This window comes from Paenibacillus sp. YN15, from assembly GCF_003285005.1.
In the GTDB taxonomy this organism is placed as follows: domain Bacteria; phylum Bacillota; class Bacilli; order Paenibacillales; family NBRC-103111; genus Paenibacillus_AR.
Map to the genome: position 1 here is coordinate 20641 of NZ_QMFA01000007.1, position 17942 is coordinate 38582.

General features: G+C 54.8%; 7 protein-coding genes. All 7 read right to left on the reverse strand.

Annotated elements, in window-relative coordinates:
* Window positions 1-13: 13 nt before the first annotated feature.
* The 7 genes from DQG13_RS08130 to DQG13_RS08160 all read right to left on the reverse strand — a co-directional run bounded on the left by DQG13_RS08130 (window position 14) and on the right by DQG13_RS08160 (window position 17684).
* Window positions 14-970, reverse strand: coding sequence for an ABC transporter permease (locus DQG13_RS08130; protein ID WP_258525537.1), 957 nt, complete (start codon window positions 968-970; stop codon window positions 14-16).
* A gap of 144 nt (window positions 971-1114) precedes the next feature.
* Window positions 1115-2740 carry a right-handed parallel beta-helix repeat-containing protein gene (locus tag DQG13_RS08135; RefSeq protein WP_113019266.1) on the reverse strand — a complete coding sequence of 542 codons (1626 nt, stop codon included), beginning with the start codon at window positions 2738-2740 and terminating at the stop codon, window positions 1115-1117.
* A gap of 158 nt (window positions 2741-2898) precedes the next feature.
* A complete protein-coding gene (locus tag DQG13_RS08140; RefSeq protein ID WP_113019267.1) occupies window positions 2899-4725 on the reverse strand; it encodes a sensor histidine kinase in 1827 nt (608 codons plus the stop codon).
* The gene (locus DQG13_RS08145; RefSeq protein WP_181592645.1) at window positions 4722-5978 is read right to left on the reverse strand and encodes a response regulator; all 1257 of its coding nucleotides are present in this window, start codon (window positions 5976-5978) and stop codon (window positions 4722-4724) included. The genes DQG13_RS08140 and DQG13_RS08145 overlap by 4 nt, the downstream gene beginning before the upstream one ends.
* A gap of 215 nt (window positions 5979-6193) precedes the next feature.
* Window positions 6194-12949 (reverse strand): S-layer homology domain-containing protein, encoded by a 6756-nt coding sequence (locus DQG13_RS08150; RefSeq protein ID WP_113019269.1) that lies wholly within the window; start codon window positions 12947-12949, stop codon window positions 6194-6196.
* Between the two features lie 198 nt (window positions 12950-13147).
* Window positions 13148-14992, reverse strand: a complete 1845-nt coding sequence (locus tag DQG13_RS08155) for a heparinase II/III domain-containing protein (RefSeq protein WP_113019270.1) — start codon at window positions 14990-14992, stop codon at window positions 13148-13150.
* A gap of 175 nt (window positions 14993-15167) precedes the next feature.
* Window positions 15168-17684: a U32 family peptidase gene (locus tag DQG13_RS08160; RefSeq protein WP_113019271.1), complete on the reverse strand. Its 2517-nt coding sequence runs from the start codon at window positions 17682-17684 to the stop codon at window positions 15168-15170.
* Window positions 17685-17942: the final 258 nt, after the last annotated feature.

Consider the following 17942-nt stretch of genomic DNA (forward strand, 5'->3'; position numbering starts at 1 on the left):
GAAACTCACCTGCCTACCATAATTGATTTCCAAAGAAACGGGCAATCCGATTGGCCGTAATGACCATAATGAGCCCTACCGCTGCCTTGAATAACCCCACGGCTGCAGCGAAGGACATGCGTCCGTCTATCAGCCCGATCCGATACGTATAGGTTTCGAATACATCCGCTACGTCATACGTTGAGGGATTATAGAGCAGGAATACCTGCTCGAAGCCGTTGTCCAAAATATGCCCCATTTGCAAAACCAGCAGTACCGTTATGGTCGAGGCAATTCCGGGTATGGTAATATAGCGGATTTGCTGCATGCGGGACGCGCCGTCCAGCTTGGCCGATTCATACAGCGACGGATCAATTCCCGTCATGGCCGCCAGATAGATGATCGTCCCCCAACCTACACTCTTCCATACTTCCGCCGAAACAAGAATGGTACGGAAGTATTCCGGCTTCAGCAGAAACGGAATCGCGTCATGCCCCATGCCCTTGATCATATAATTCACCGGTCCCGTAGAGGGAGACAGGAAGTTGATAATCATGCCTGCAAGCACAACCCAAGAGATAAAGTGGGGCAAGTAGAGAATCGTTTGGGTAATCCTTTTGAAGGCCAAATTCCTGACCTCATTCAGCATGAGCGCCAGTATGATGGGTGCCGGGAAACCAAACACAATATGATACATGCTCAAAACAATGGAATTTCTCAGAATCTTGTAAAAATCCGGAGCTTGAAACAAATAGGTAAAGTTCTCGAAGCCGATCCATGGGCTGGCCCAAATCCCCTTAACCAAACTGAAATCCTTAAAAGCGATCACAATGCCGAACATGGGAATGTACTTGAATATCAAAAGATACGTAAAGCCCGGAATTAGAAACACGTAAAGCCATTTGTACTTGACCAGGTGCTTGAGCAGCGATAGCTGCTTCCTCTGCTGAACGGGCTTCAGCGCTGTAATGGCCTCTTGACTGGGCATCATGCCACTTCCTCTCCTTGCCTCCCTCCAGAGGGAAGATATTTATATATTATTTCTGAAAAGGCTTTCAAGCAACGCCGCTGCCTTTACAAATAAGGGGGTACTTTTATCCTCGCCAAGAAAATACTATCATTCCCAATTCTGTTCTCATTCGTATACGACAATATGATCCGTTGTTTCCTCTTCCACCCGGACAGGCTCCTCTATTCCTTCAAACCTGTTGCGGATCATATATACATTCCGGGCGTCTGTTACATGAATGCCAACCTGCGAATTCCTGAACAGATTATCCGAAATGATAATATCCTTGTTATAGGGACCGTGAAGCCCCGCGGAGCGGATTCCGATGCAGCCCACCGCCTCGTACCGGGGATGGAAGCCGCAATTGGTGAACTCGCACCACTTGATTAAGATATTGGTGGCATGCCCGCCTTCCATATGGACAGGCAGCTCCGCCCCCAGCAGAATTCCCGGGTTCATCAGATTTTCGTACTTGCAATTGAGCAGAACCAGATTGTCGAAGCGGACCAGATGCCCCGCTCCGGCAATATTTCGGAAGTGGGAATCGCGGCAGAGGTACCGCTCGGGCTCCCAAGCCTTGGCTGCGCAGAGAATGCCCTCCTCTGCCCAATCGGGCAAACGATCGGCGAATACGATGTGACAACGGACTTTGCCGTCCTCTCCCTGGACCATCCTGCTTTCCTTAACGAGGCCGACCAGCATCTGCTCCCCGTTGTAAAACTCCACTTCCGAGTTATCCGGAATGTCTTCCTTCGGAAATCCCCGGCCGTTAAAAACCGCCTCATGGGACGACACGATCTGATGCAGCTCCAGCCAATTGCTGTGCATGTTCTGCCCGTCCATTCTCACGCCCTCAACAACCATTCCGCTGATTTCAATGATGCCGCTGCACTTCAACAGCTTCCAGGCGTCCCTTGGGGCTGTGAAGAGTTGGTTGCCTACAGGCGGCTTGAACACGACCTTGTTGGCTTTAATATTCCTGCATCTGTGCGCCTGCATGGCAAACCCGTTGGAATTGTAGGTTCTGATATTGTTCAGAACCAGATCCCCGCACCGGGTCAGATTCACCTGAAAATCGGTCTTGGCCCCCTGATGCCAAGACAGGCATTCCCCTTTGCGGACCTTGGAGGCTACATCGGCATTCTTGAGTACAAGGGTGCGCTCTCCGGCCAGTACCCAGTTTTGGCCGCTTCCATCGCCGTAGGTAACACTTTCCCCTGTCAGGGTTGTCCCATCCGGCGAAAAGCGGTTTATGCAGTACGTACCCATTCCGTCGTAACAGGGGTTGCCCTCCGCTACCTCAACGGTAACCTCATCCCCGGCAACCTCCAGAACCTTGCCCGCAGAAGCGAATTGAGGATAACGGTCGAAGGCGATATTCTCCAGAATCAGGCCGTCGCATTCCTCCGCTTTCATAATCGCCGGCAGGAAGCTGTGCACCTTCTGGTCGTTATAGCCGACAAGAACGGTGGCCGGATTACCTTGTCCGTCAACAGCCCCTATTACACGGAGCCCATGCATCTGTTTCAGATAAATATGGAATATCAGGCCTACATCCTGTTGACTGAGGGTTGTACGAGCATCCGGCATATAATCCGGTGTGATCCAGCTTTTAAGCATGTACGTACCAGCCTCGAAGATAAGCTCCTCCGCTTCCTGCTCCTTGGCAGCAAGGATGGCTTGACGGATACCTTCGGCGCTGTCCCATTCACCCGGCACTGTGTAGTCCCGTACATATACACGATTTCCCACGAGCAATTCCTCCTTATGCGCAAAACGGGTTCTGCCGCTCTACCACATGATGTACAATTCGCTAATCACCCCATAATAGTAGGCACTAAAGGGCTTTCATTCAACCCCTCCCATTTTACTTTTAAGGAGGCAAAATCAAGGTTTCGGTATGAAAAAAACTATGGTGTCCTTGAGGATTCGTTCAATACAGGAAGGGTCATCTCCACAATGGTTCCCGCTCCCGGCCTGCTCCGTATGGAGAGGCCGTATTGCTCGCCGAAAGCCAGACGAAGCCGCTGGTTCACATTCCGCAGACCAATATGCTTATTTTCCTGCAGATGATGATGCTTAAAGCTGTCGTTCAGCTCAAATACCATCTCCGGCGGTATACCCACACCGTTATCCCTAACCCGCACCACGATGCTGCTTCCGCGGGCAAACACACGAATGGTAATGGTTCCGTTGTGGCCGCTTTGCTTGATTCCGTAATAAATGGCGTTCTCCACGAGGGGCTGCAGCACAAGCTTCACGATTTTGCAGTCAAGCAGCTTTTCCTCCACGACAAAGTTGAACGCAATCTTATCCTTATACCGGAGCTTCTGCATTTCCATATACAGCTTCACATGCTCAAGCTCCTTGCTGATGGGCACCAGATCCTCTTCCGTCTCAAGCGTCAACCGTAGCAAGGCGGACAGGGAAAGCAGCATCTGGGAAGCCTCATTCTTGCCATTGGTCAAACGCATTACCTTCCAATTGATGGACTCCAGAGTGTTGTACAAAAAATGGGGATTGATCTGGGCCTGCAAAGCCACCGCCTGGGCTTTCCGCAGCAGCTCATATTTTTCCTGAAGCTCGGTTTCAATGTTTTTACTTTGATGGAAGGAAGCTGTCAAATTAGAGAGAATATAGCCGGTTTCATTCCATTGTTTGGTCGGGGAGGGGGACTTGGTCAGCATGATGAAGGGATTTTCCTTATTTTCAATTAGAGACATAATCTTCCTGATGGGACTGTAGCCTTTTACAGCTATTATGAATGCCAGCAAAATGGAGGTGCATATGCTGACCACCAGCAGCACCACCATAAGTTTTATGATCCGTGACCGTTCGGGTTGATACAGCTGAAGAGAAACAACCGACAGATAGCTCCACCCGTCCAGGGCAGCGGAGGGCATAAAGGAGATGACATAGTTCTGATCCTTCAGTTCAACTATCGTGGAGGCGAAGCCATCGGCGAGCAACCGGCTTAATTCAGGATCCGTTTCCTCCAACGTCCGGTTCAGCTTTTCGATTGCCCGGTTATACACGATATTCCCTTGGGAATTAAGAATATAGATGCTCCGCTCCGGGATATCCCCGTCAATCAATCCCCCAAGCGCTGTTATATCCATATTGATGCTGACAACTCCGCTGTTTTCCAGTTTTTCGTTATAAGACACTCTGCGGTTGACAAAGCTGAGCGTCCGCTGCTTGCTCTCCGGCTCCTCTCCCGTTATCCAGAAATGGGCCGAATGCGGCTGCTCCGCATACATGACCGGCCACCATTTGTAGTAAGGATTCTGGCTATTGATTCTCGAACCGACTGACAGCAGAAAATCGTTCAGCTCCGAATAGATGAATATGGAATCGATATACGGGCTGGTCATCTCTGCCATCTGCATAATCTGCTCAATCCGCAAAATCCGCTGGGCATCCTCATAGGCAAGCGGTGAAGAATGACGTTGACTCAGGAACAGCATAACATCGGGATCCGACTTGATCCTGACGGTGAAGCGTTCCGTCTCGGCCAGAATCATGTCTACCGAATCCCGGGTACGGGCAAGCTCATTGCTGGCGGAGCGCTCTATTTCTCCCCGCATATTGGCATCGTTATGGCTGTATACATAGACGCTGATCCCAACCAGCGGGATGATGATCAAGGTCATAATCAAGATGAAATTCCGCAGCAAAATACTATTGAACCTGTAATACCGGATATATTGCCAAATCTTCAAATCCATCTTTTTCATAGCTGGTCCCTGTATTCGGAGGGAGTCAGGCCCGTCTGCCGCTTAAATAGCTTGTGAAAGTACTTGGTGTTCTTATATCCCACCAGATGCCCAATCTCATATACCTTGTAGAACGGATCCTTCAAGTATTCCATCGCCTTCTGTATTCGAATGCTGATGACAAAATCCGAATAGTTTTTTCCTGTCTCCTGCTTGAATAATCTGCTGAAATAGACCGGATTCAGGCCCACATGCCGGGCCACATCCGTTAAAGCCAAATCCATCTCGAAATGGTCCATAATATACTGCTTGGCTTCTCTGATAATGATGCGGTCCTTGTCCTTTTCCCTCTCTGTTTGCTCTTCTTCAGCCGTTACCGGCTCTCCGGGAGACAGATCCCGCTGCTCATGGTAGCTCTCGAGCAACGCTGACAGCCCTTCGTACAGCTTCAGGCTCTCCAGCCGAATGGAGACACCCAAAAGGGAGAGAAATGTATTTTGGACATGCATGAAATACTGCTCCGTTCTTTTTAAGAGATCGTGTTCGGACATGGGGACAAGAGCACTGCCGATGATGACGAAGCGGTTATCCGAGACATGGATGCAGGTATAATAAATCTGCTCCTTCTCTTTGGTAATAGCCGCGCTAATGGTGTGCCTGTCTACATTTTTTTGCACGGCCTGATGCGCCATGCTCCATTCTGCCTTCATCTCGCTAACCTTCCCGTTCAAAGGATCGACAGGCAAGCCCGACTGGCGCAGGCGCCCCTGAAGCTCTTCTATATTCTGTCCCCAAGGAGCCCCTGCCAGCAGACTGAAAAAAAACTGCTCCATCATAAGCGGACGCAGGCTATTGATGTCCCGGCTCTGGCGCAAATCCAGCTCCCGCTTGCGGGCTGCTTCATCCAGCTCCGCGGCAATTTGGCGAAAAACATTGGCCACCTCATCCAGGTCAGTAGGCTTCAGCAAATAATGGGATACATGATACCGAATGGCATCCCTGGCCAGTGCGAATTCCTGGAAGCCGCTCAAAATCACCACTTTGGTGTCCGGCTTGTGTTCGCGCACATATTGAGCCAGATCAATCCCGCTGGCATAGGTCATTTTGACATCAGTCAAAACAGCATCTACATGATGCTCCTGCAAATACCGGATGGCATGAGATCCATCCTCAAGCTTCTTCGCTACCACAAAGCCAAGACTGGTCCAATCCACCAATTCGCTTAATCCGTCCCTGATCTCTTCTTCATCATCGACGATTATCAGCTTATACATTCTGTCTTCCCCCTCTGGCATAACGCAGTCTGGCAAAAGAGGACTGAAAACGCTGTCAATCCTTCTTTCATTATAATTGTGTACCATTTTTATTAACAAGCCAACTACTTTTACATTTAGGGGTGTAAAAGCAACTTTGAACATACACATTTATACACAAAAACCGGACAGCTGCTCCCTGCCGCGCAGAGCCGCAACTGTCCGGTGAATCTATCTTATTTGTTTATCAGCGCGATCGCCCTTGCCAGCACAGTCAACGCCTCCGCCCGGGTGGCAGATTGCCCGGGGCGGATGCTGCCGTCGGGATAGCCGTCTGTAATTCCCCGCTCTACAGCCAAAGCAATGGCGGAGCTTGCCCATTGGGAGATGCTGTCCGCATCAGTGAAGCCCGTTGCAGCTCCGGTTTGCCCGGACAGCTTCAGCGCCCTTATCAGAATCACCAGCATCTGCTCCCGCGTAATCGCCTCATCCGGCCCGAACCGGTCCTCTGTGAGCCCGCCTGTCCAGCCCATGGCATATGCCGCAGCTATTAACGGTTCGGCCCAATGGCCGGCAGTGTCCGGGAACACATAATCCGAGGCTGCCTCCGCCTTCATGGCCCGGACAACAACAGCGATGAATTCGGCGCGGGTCATGCTCCGGTCAGGCTGGAGGCTGCCGTCGGGATAACCGGTAATGATCTCCAGCGTGGCCATTTCCCGGACGATGGGCTCCGACCAGTGACCGGCTATATCCCGGAAGGATGCAGCCTGGGCCAGAGGCGGGCTGCCTTCTCCGGCTGGGGTGCCGGCCGGCGAAGGTTTGCTGTTGGCGGATGCCTCTGTCCCGCTGCCTCCCGGAGCTTGCCCGGGACGGCCCGCTTCACCGGTACCGCCGGCTTCATCGCCGCTGTCATCGTTGTTGCCTTCCCCGCCACTATCTTCAGGCGGGGTCAGACGGAATACGGAGGAGGCAAGCTCTGTTTCATTGCCCGCTTGGTCCCGGGCCCTCAAGTGAAGATACCAGTCCCCATAGTTCTGCGGCACGGAGATTTCTCCGCCGCTGATGAAGGCAAGCCAGGCAGCGCTGTACTCCGGCGCCAATGCTGCAGAGGACCAAATATAGAACAGTGAATCCGCCGCTACTCCGGCTCCCGCATCATACACCGCCACCGTAACTGAATCCTGCCGGGTTGCCGCAGGGTTGCCCAGCGGCGCCAATGTCACCGTCGGCGCCGTCCGGTCAATGCGGATTACCGTCTGCTCCGTCAGCATGTGCTGAAGCTCATCCTCCGCTCGAACCCACAGCGAATATTCCCCGTCCCCGCTGTAGACAAGGGGAGCCGCATAGGGCTGCCAGGAGGCGCCATGATCGGAAGAGTGCATAAGAGATATCACGGCAGGTCCCTGGATATTAGCCGCATACACGTCTGCCGTTACCGGCAGATTGGACCACGTCCCGCCGGTGTAGCCGCTGCCGTCAGATTTCGCCAAAGCCGCTGTAAGCTGCAGCCCGCTTCTGCTTATTTTCACTGCATGATCAATCGTTGTTTCGTTGCCGGCTTGATCCACAGCCTTGAACCGGAGGGCTGCAATGCCCTCCTCCTCCAGCGTCACCTGCTGGCTGGCGGTGATATCCGCCCAGCTTGCTCCATTGTCCCGGGATACCAGCAATGCGGCAAGGCCGCTATGCAGATCCGTTCCGTAGACGCTGGCGGTGACGGACTGGGAGGTCCAGCTTCCAGGTACGTACAGCAAACCGTCTTCCGTCTCCATCCCTACTTCCAGGACCGGACCCGTGTTATCCAGAAGGAACGGCCGGGAATGGGCATAAACCGGCTGTCCGGCCATATCCTCCGCCTGCACATGCAGATACCAAGGGCCGCTGCCGCCGGATTTGTCCACGGCTCCGTCCGGTTGGATGGGTTCCCAATCGGCAGTACCGTCCGGGGTCTCCTCGCTTTGCGTCCAGACACCGGCAGGCCGGGAGGCTCCCGCGGAAGACACGGTTACCTGAGTGGCGGCGGTCTGGGACCAGCTCTCATTCCCATCGGGCTGGAGGCTGATGGCCGGGGGAGCAATGATCGCAAAGCTGTGGCTGTTTCCCCCGGCATAAGCCTGGGCTGTGGAGCCGTCATATCCGTATACGGTCATCTCGGCGGGATTGTAGGCCAGTACGCCGTTGCCGAAGGCAGTATCAGCCCCTCCTACAATAAACTCCGTCAGTGAATTCAGACGGAACGCCGCATTCCCGATAAAGGCCGCCTGAGGGGGCAGCACCACACGAGTCAAGGCATTGTCACGGAAGGCGGAGGCGCCGATGCTCGTAACTGTCTCCGGGATGGACACCGCAGTCAGCTCCTTGTTCTGAAAAGCCGATTCACCGATGGCTGTGACCGGCAGGCCTGCCAGCTGTTCCGGAATCGACACTTCCCCTCTTCCGGCATATCCTGTAATGGTGACGCCGTTCCCTGCCGGATTCACCTTGTACAGGAAATCCCCGTCCCATAATGCGTCCTGGTTCCATAAGCCCGGCACCTGGGGATAGATGGTCACCTGTGTACGAACGTAATTTGCCTGCAACGGAATGCGGGAGGTGGGCGGTACGACGAGATCAATTCCGCCGTCTGAACGCACTGCGCTGCTCAGGATGACACTGTCCAGCTTATGGATGATCGCTCCAGTGGAATTCTTAAACTCTCCGGCAATCCGGTAACCGTTCAGCGAATCCTTCGTGAAGGTGAAGGGCAAGGGCAAGAGCAAGTCGTTCGGCTCCACAACCACTTTCAAGTTCGTACCGACCGTACCGGTGGTTCTGACCGTCGCATCGAAGGGCGCGGCAAAAGGCGGGGTTTTCCATCCTTTTGGCGCATCGACGCCAATGCTGAAGGTATAGTTCTTGTAATCATTCAGCGGAACCGCCGCTGTAGGCTCTACCACCAGCACGGTCTCGACTCCTGCAGTCCCCCTCGGCTCGTGGCGGCGAATGACTGAATCCAATTGAAGTGTCGATTGGTCTGTTTTGTTGGTAAGCGTGCCGTAAATACGCAAGCCGTTTAATTTATTGTCCGTTACAGGGAAGGGAAAAACCGACAGTGGAACCACCCACCGGATTTCGTTGCGGTCCACATTCATGCCCGTCGTATTTACCGGAACCGCAATCCGCCCATATGTTACTGCCAGATTCTCGGGAACCTTTACCCAAAGGGAGAAGTCCCAACCGCTGTAATCCGCCAGCGGCACTCCGCTGGTGGGCTTGATGGAAAGCGTCACCCTCCTTGTGCTGCTGTCCGGCTTGCTGGCGGCAATGACGCTGTTCAGCGTTCTGATACTGCCGTTGGCAGAATTGGTCAACAGGCCGGTAACCTTCACTCCCTGCAGATTGTTGTCGGCAGGAAGCAGCGGGAGGAAATCCTCTGACGGAACACTCACCTGCAAGAGACCATTGTCGGTGCTGCTGTATACCCCCCAGGTATGGAAGGCCGCGGTGCGCCCTTGCTCTTCGGTTTTGGTGACAATACCCGGCTTGCTGAAGTCATACGGCTTTAATTCCCCGCCGCCCAGCTGCTCCGTCTGTCCGCCGATTTTGGTGGCTATGAGCTGATAGCTGAAGAGTTTGGAAGCATCCTCCACTTTAATCAGGAACTCATAGGGATATCCGCTCTTTTCCGCCGTGAAGGTCTCTTCGCCGATGGAGTAGTTGATGGTCATCTTGCTTACGGTATCGTTCATATCCTCCGAGTACACATAGGCATAATAGCTGTCCGGGGTCACTTGGATGACATGTCCTTCACCCCGGATATGCTCCACCAGGGTAGTATCCGTGAAATTGGAGTATTGGTAATCTGCGTTGGCAAACGCCGGAGTGTGGACGGCGGAAATCCCGTGCAGCACCACCGACCGGATGCCCTTGGCAGGAATCACAATGTCAAACTCGCCGTTGGATACCTGAACCGTACTCGTGCTGCCGTCTGCCTCGTACACAGTAGCCAGACCGGAATATTGCCGTGACGGGTCCACCTTTTCCCCCAGCCTGATGGTGGACGCAAGGTCCTGGCTGCCTTCGTTCATCAATGCCAGTCCCAGCACCCCGTCCTTCCTGGCGGCAACGTAATCGATCTCCACGCTGTCCGGCTGGATGATGCCCCGGTCCAGCCACAGCCACATGTCCTCTTCGCCATAGAAGGAACCGGGAGCGAAGCCGAATTGATTGCTGGCAAAATAGGCATAGCCCGATTGAAATAAGGAAGGAAAGGAAACATGCCCTTCCGACTTAACCCAGGCGCTGTTGATCAGAAAATCCTCCAGCATGCTGATGAAGACGGGAATATGGTGCCAGTAAATGGAAGTGAAATCAGGCCCCGTATACGGGTAGTTTTCCTTCATCTGGTGGAAGATGATGCGGTCCTGGTAGTATCCGGGATAATTGCCGAAGCGGCCGATCATGGCATTCCGCGCCATGGTATAGAAGAAGGGGTCGCCGGTATACACCGACAGCTTCGACAGCATGCCCGCCCAGTTGTTCATAGTGATCACATTGCCGTGTCCCGGGGTTACCGGATGCTCTGTGCCCATACCCACACGGCCGCCCAGCCAGCCCGGAGCCGTCTCCTCCTCCAGGGGAACGCCCAGCTCCTGGGCGGATTTGGCCTCTCCGTCCACATTGCCCAGCCGCCACTGCTGTTCGCCATGCCACCAGAAGTTGTACTTGTTGGCGTTCAGTGGCCGTGTGCCCGACTTCTCCTGAGTAACGGTATAATCAGTTTCCGCGTAATTGTCATGGTAGCCCGTTGTCCACAGGCCGGTGAGGAGAAGCTCCGCACTCTCTTTGGCCCCCTCCAGATACCTGGACTCTCCAGTGGCCTCATAAGCGTTCAGAAGAGTAGCTACCATCGGAATATAATCGCCGTAGATAAAGCCGCTGACAAACCGGCTCTCCCTCTTGGTGCCGGGGTTGGTAGCCAGATACTGATCCGCCTGCGCCCGGAGATTGGCCAGATTGGCTTCATCGCCGGTGAATTTGTACATGGCCGCCTGGTCAGCTACCCCCGTAAGATTAGCCCCGCTGGAGGGCGATTGCAGGGCATGATCCAGCAGATACGGCATCCGGCCTTGTGTCATCTCATACAGACCGCCATAGATATGGGAACTGTAATTGCTCACGGGTCCGCCTACCTGCGATGGCAGTGCGCCTGCGTAAGTGCTTGTTCCTTCTCCGGTGATCTTGAAATGATACTTCTGCCTTCCCAACAGGTAAGCCAAGGTGGGAATCGCCCGCTTCTCCAGAATATCCTTGTCTTCCGTAAGCAAATAACGCTGCAGCGCAGACATGCTGTTGGACTGGGTGGTCAAATCCTGCTCTTCCATATTGTAAAAGGCCATATTCGCAGGGTCCCAGCCGCCGTAATCATCGTCCATCATCAGATCGGTTGCATTGTAGATGGCCTCATTGAGCGAATGGAAATAGTTGGTGCGCACATCCTTGGCGTTGAACAAATCCTGAGCCACATGCTTGAAGGTGTCATACCAGGAGCCTGCTTCATTGATAATCCGGTAGGAGACCGTATAATGGTCGCCGGCTTCAAACAGACTATGCGCCGTTCCGAACATAGGCGCGGTAAATTGGGGCCGCACGTCTCCCTTGGGCCCCCGGAGCACCAGACCGAAGGAGGAGGTCTCCGGATAGGCGTAATCTTGGGGAACGGATGAGGGGTCCATCACGATCCCAGAGGTCATTTCCTTACCGGCAAAACGGGCATTGCCGGCAGCGTAATGCAAGGTGGCCATGGGTGTGAACAAATAAGACTCCGGAATCACTGTAGGAGCGGAGGGGACCGTCTTTTTTACGTACAGAAGGGGAGCGGTCACCGTCTCATAATCATTGTAAGGGGTTTCATTCCCGTTGAAAAACATAAAGGAATAGGCGCCCTTCTCCGGGAATTGCGCCTCCAGCGTCACCTTCGGCTCATAGCTCAGTTCGTCAAATTCGAAGCGGACTGTAAGCTCGGCCTGCGGATTGTCAAAGTGGAGATCAACCCGATCCTCGCTGATTTTCTCAAAGCCGCTTGGGATAAACCAGACGGGGATGCCGGTGCGGAAGAAATCCGTGACAATAGCACTGACCGTGCCTCCTCCATCAACAGCCACCTCCTGCTGCAGTTGGGCAAACTGCTCCTCTTGTCCCGCCAGCCGGCTGTTCGCCGCGGTCATCAGCAGGAAGCCCAATTGCTCGGTTTTGGCCTTGACCTTGGTCCATGCCTCTCCGTCCTTCACGTAAATCTCATTCTGCACCAAAGGCCCCTGCTGGCCTTCTCCCTTGTAAAAGACCACTTTAACCCGCCCGTTCTCGATTGTGGCGGTTTCTGCAGCAGTCGCATCCTCCGTGGCCCACTCCGGGAATCCGGCCGAAGGCAGGAAGGAGAAGGAGTCCTCCGGCGGGGTCAGCGCCAGCAGTTGGTTCTTATCCTCCGGAGGCACCAGGCCCAGATCCTTGGTCAGAAAAAAGCCCTCGCACCTGGCAAAAAAGGCCGAGGTGTCATGCAATGCCAACTCATGCACGCCCGCTTCCAGGCTGAAGGTGCCGGCTTCCGTCCAGCGGAAGCCTTCCTGGCCGTGAGTACCGAATTTTTTCTCCAGCCTCACCCCGTCCACACCTACATGAAAGGATCTTGTACCCGGTTGGTTGGTGGCATAATCCCGGTCACGGACCCACAGCTTGTACTGGCCGCCGGATTGAATATTGACCTTGACGATGGCGGGCTCCCCCTCGGGAGCCTCCCCCTCTCCCGGATTGGGGGAAGTACGTCCGGTTACGAAAGTGCCGGTCAGTGTCCAGGACCCGAAGGTAGTAAAATTGTTCGGGGTCAGGTAGTAATGCAGCTTTTCTCCGGTGCCCCCCGACGCCTGCGCCTTTGGCGGTAATGCAAGTTGGGGCACGAATGCCGTCACAAGCACGGCTACAGCCAACATCAGCGTAAATAGTCTCCTTTTCATGATCTGCCTCCTTTTTGGTATGCAGGGTTGGTCTACCCAAGCTCGATACTAGATTTGAAAGGGCTTACAAACAATCCCGCTGCATTTACTTTTGGGGGGACAAATCATAGGTTGAAGAGATTTCCCGCTCAATCGAAAAAAAACGCCTGTCCTCTGCCGGCGGGCAGACAACAAGCGGTGGTTTATATCCATTCGGGGCTACTCTCCGCTGCCCGCCTCCACGCGGAACTCGCCGCGAAAGACCAGCTCCGCTGCCGGCTCCAGCGCCTTCAGCACCAGCCGGTAGACGGTAATCGGCTCTCCCTGATGGGCCTGGGTGGGAATAACCTCCACCTCCGGCGCATAAGCGGCGGCGTCATATGCAAGTGACACAGCACCATTGCCATTCTTCCAGGTGGCAATTCCCTCCTCCAGCACCGGCGCCTCCAGGGAGATGAAAACCTCCTCCAGGGATGCCGGGGCTTTGCCGAAGCTGAAACGGTCGGTCAATAGTAGCTTGCCTTTGGACCCGCCCGGGGCGAACGACCAATCGAAGCTCCGCAGGTACTGCCGGAGATGGGGCACCGGATATGCAGTTGTGGCATCCAGCGTGAGGCGCACGGAGCCCGGACACAGGGATTTCTCCAGGACCTCTGCGCCGTATGCCCGACCGCCTTGCTGCTCCTGCCCATCGATTACCGGAACCGAATGCCCACGGCTGGAATTATGAAGGAAAGTGTACCGCTTCGGACCAAAATATTCCTTGGTGTATACCCCGGCTCCCAGGTCAGTCAAAATGCTGCTGCCGCTGGCGTGAATAATGAAGCTGCCTACATCGTTGTGGTTATGGGGCTCCTCATTATGACCGCCTTTGGCTGAGAAGGATACCAGGCCATTCTCCGCCTTCCGTCTGCTGACCACCCATTGCAGATCCTCCAGCTCCCACTCCCCTTCCGGCGTATGCCGGCCCATAAGCTCTGCCTTGGACCAGAAGAAATTGCGGGAAAGATGGGCAAAACGGTAGCAATGGTCGCTGTGGAAGCGGGGGGCGGGCAAATATGGCACCTCCAGCCCGAAACGCTCGGCCAGCCGGGCAACCAGACCCGCGCTCAGGTTCGATTTGTCGGAGGCATCGGAAAAGCTGACGAAGCAGCCGTCGGACAGGGCAGCGGCCAACGGAAATTCGGCGATCCTGCGGCATTTTTCATTATCCAACAGCCGGATCTTTCCACCCGTGTACGTCTCCAGCATCTCGGCAAAATACGTATAATAGCCGAAGCCGTAAACCCAGTATCCGATCCCCTCGGCGCAGCCGCCATCCGGCTGGAAGCCCTCCAGGTAACATTCCATGGTTCGCACCAGACGGTCAATGATACCGGCCAGCCGCTCCTTGTCCGTCTCCAGAAGAAGCAAGGCCATGCCCGCAGCTCCGGCGCACACCGCCGACCAGTTATGGGTTTGCGACTCCCATCTGAACCGGGCGGGCTCTTCATACAGCGGGCGGAAGGTCCGCTTTTCAATCTCCGTCCGTACACGATGGACAATCCACGGGTTCAGCCGCCCCTCCAGAAGATACAGGGTCTCTGCCAGGCTGTGGGCGGTTTCCGCCGCGAATAGATCAATAACCGCTTCCGGCTTATGGGTAAAAGCGGTCACCTTCTCCAGCCCCTGCTCCAGATGGGCCGGCAGACACCAGGTGAACTCATTGCAGATCTCCCAGATCAGATCCTCCAGAGCAGGCAAATATTCATCCGCATCCGCAAGCAGCGTGCCAAACACCAGGCCGGCCAGTCTGCCACGGCGGTCAAAGTACGGCCGCTCAAACTCCAGGCGCGATCCTTGCTTTTCAAACAAATGAAACAGGGAAAACGGCAACACGCCAATCGGCTCGTCGGCCGCCCGTTTAGCCTCTGCAGTCGCCTCCTCCACATAGCCGCTAAACACTTTCTCAGTCTTCAGCTTTCTCAGCTTCTCCTTCCAATCCACTCCGAAAGGATTCCGAGAAGCCGTCCATCCTGCTGCCTCCGAGCAGATGGCTTCCCTAATTTCACGAAAATTGTACACGGAATAGCCCTCCTTGACACCATTTCAGCAAATTAAAACGCTTCAATTTATGGGTACGAGACTATTATAGCATGGCATCAGCGAAGCTCTCAGAAAAATTCCCCCAAATTAAATTATCTTGTAAAAAAGACTGTCCCCCTGCCATCCTGCAATGGCATCAAGACAGTCCTGCTTTTTAGCGCGTCAATTGGCCCCGGGTGACCCCCAGTTGGTTGGTGGCCTTCAGCGTTTTCCACACCTGCGTTCCGGAAATCCGTCCGGCCATCGCCTCCCGGTACAGCTTGATTACCTCCCGCACCTTATCCGCCGTCTCCTCCAGAAACTCGATGCGGAATTTGGATATACCCAGGTCCATAAAGTGCTGCAAGTACTCGGCCCCGGATTGCTCGATGGCATTGTACACGGTGTTGCGGCAGCCGTCATCCACCCGAACAGGATGGGAGAAGCCTACCCGGTCCTTCAGGGATACCCGGTGCGATTCGCAAGGGCGGCCGCAGTTGGTGTAATCCGAGCCTTCGCTTAGGAAGGTGCAGTATACGCAATGCTCCGTATGGAACATGGGCATATGCTGCTGAATTACAATCTCCATCCGGGAGGTGTCGGACCGCTCCAGAAGATCCGTCATCTGCTGAATGTTCAAATCATAGGAGGGCACAATCCAGGAGCAGCCCGCCTCCAGGAAAAGCGCAGCCGCCTTGTGATTGGCGATATTCAGGGAGTAGTCCCCCACCAGCTTAGGTCTAGCCAAATCCGGGTTTTCCCGTCCGCTTTCCAAAAAAGCCTGCAGGGCTCCCGTATTTCTCACCAGCACGGCATCCGGTTCAAGCCGCAAAATATTGCGGAAATATCCCCCTTCGCCCGGCATATGGATGCGGGGAGCGGCCAAGCCGATTTGCCGGTCAGGCCCGGCGGCACGGACAGCCTGCACCGCCTCGGGAAATTGCTTGATAAACTCAAAGTCGGCATATATCCGGCCGATCCCGCACTCCAGCGCAGCCTGCACCTGCTCCATGCTTCTGCACAGCACCGTCAGCTCCGGCTTCACCGCCGCACGGTTCTTCGGCTTTGCCTGGTGCGCATCTTCATAGACCCGGATGGGGCGCATGGTGTATGCAGGGGCTCTCCGCCGCTCATCCTCCAGCTCCTCCACCGCTTCCCGGCGCAGCCGGTTCAGCTCCCGCATGGGCAGAATGAGTTCTCCTTTGAGGTGGGCCTCCAGCTGTTCCAGTTCAAATAGGGTTCCGCCCGTCCGCCCCAACTGCTCCTCCAGAAAAGCCTGGTCCATCGGCCGCTTCATGGCCTGCTCCAGCAGCAGCTCGGATTCCTTATAGATGCTATTCCCGGTTTCCATATCTGTCCACCAGGTACGGAGGGGCTCCCCAAGGGAACCGGCTACACGCACGGCAAGGGGGAACACCCGGTAAGGCTTCTCTGTCTCAAAGGTTTGGCGCAGCCGCTTGTCCAGCTTCAGATCGCTGGTTTTCCAGATGCGGTTGCCGGGGTGAATCTTGGCGACCTCCACATCATTGCGCCCCATAATGATCCGCACCGTACCCTCGGGAAATTCCCCCTCCACCTTTTGCTCCCCGCGCCACAGGTCATACACCCGTCCGCCCTCTTCCTTCTTGGTGGGGTCCCCGGCATCAAACACAATGCCGTCGCCCCGCTTCACAGGCCCCACCAGCTCGCAGAGCACCGCATCCTTCAGCACTTCCTTCACTCTGCCCAGATAAACGCCGCGGCTTTTGGGATAGGTGCCATCCAGGAGCTTCCGGTGGTTAGTGCCCCTCAGGAATCCATGGGTGAACCCCCGGGAAAAGCTCTGCTCCAGCTCCCGGATTTCCTCCACACTGGGTTCAACAGGCTTGCCTTCCAAATGCCGGTCAATGGCCGCTCTGTATTTGGAGGTGACATTGGCTACATATTCGGGGCTTTTCATCCGGCCTTCAATCTTGAAGGAGGACACGCCCGCTTCGATGAGCTCCGGTACAAGGTCCAGCGCAGCCAGATCCTTGGGGGATAACAGGTAGGCGACATCCCCCATGGGCTTCACATCCCCGTCCACCTCCAGGTCATACGGCAGCCGGCAGGCCTGGGCGCATTCCCCGCGGTTGGCGGAGCGGCCGCCCCACATTTCACTAGTCAAACACTGCCCGGAGTACGAGACACAGATGGCCCCATGGACAAAAATCTCCAGCGGCATAGCAGCCGCTTCTCCGATGGCGCGGATTTGCTTCAGATTGTTTTCCCGCCCCAGCACCACGCGGCTTAGGCCGTAGGGTTTGATAAACTCTACTCCCTCGGCGGAGGTAATGGTCATTTGGGTGGAGCCGTGAATGGGGAAGTCGGGGGAAATCTCCCGGATCATCCGGACCAGGCCCAGATCCTGGACAATGACTGCATCCACTCCCGCCTTGACGCAGGCCTCCACCAACTGCCGGGCATCCTCCAATTCATTTTCAAAAACAAGGATATTAAAGGTCAGGAATCCCTTCACTCCGTACATATGCAAAAACGCCATAATATCCGGCAGCTCGTCCATGGTAAAGTTATTGGCCCGGGCCCGGGCATTGAATTTCTCCACGCCGAAATAAACGGCATCGGCTCCATTGGCCACTGCCGCCCGCATACATTCCCAGTCTCCTGCCGGGGCAAGCAGCTCTATTTCCTTGTGATCTATATGAACAGACATCATTGTTCCTCCTCAGGGCTTTCCTTCGGAAAGCCTGCTTCGTAAGCATAAGCTTTTGCTTTTCGCCCGCGGGCCTTGCCCCGGACTGCTTTAGTGTAGCATGCCGCCCGCAGCAATTCCATTGCTGGAGAGGGTTTTCCCTTGGTTTCCCGGTTTTTTTGGGAAAACGCCATTGCATTTTGAAAAACATCATGTTATATTGAAGGTCCGGCCATAAATGCGCTAAGACACTTTAGAAATTTTTTTGAAGCAGCTGTT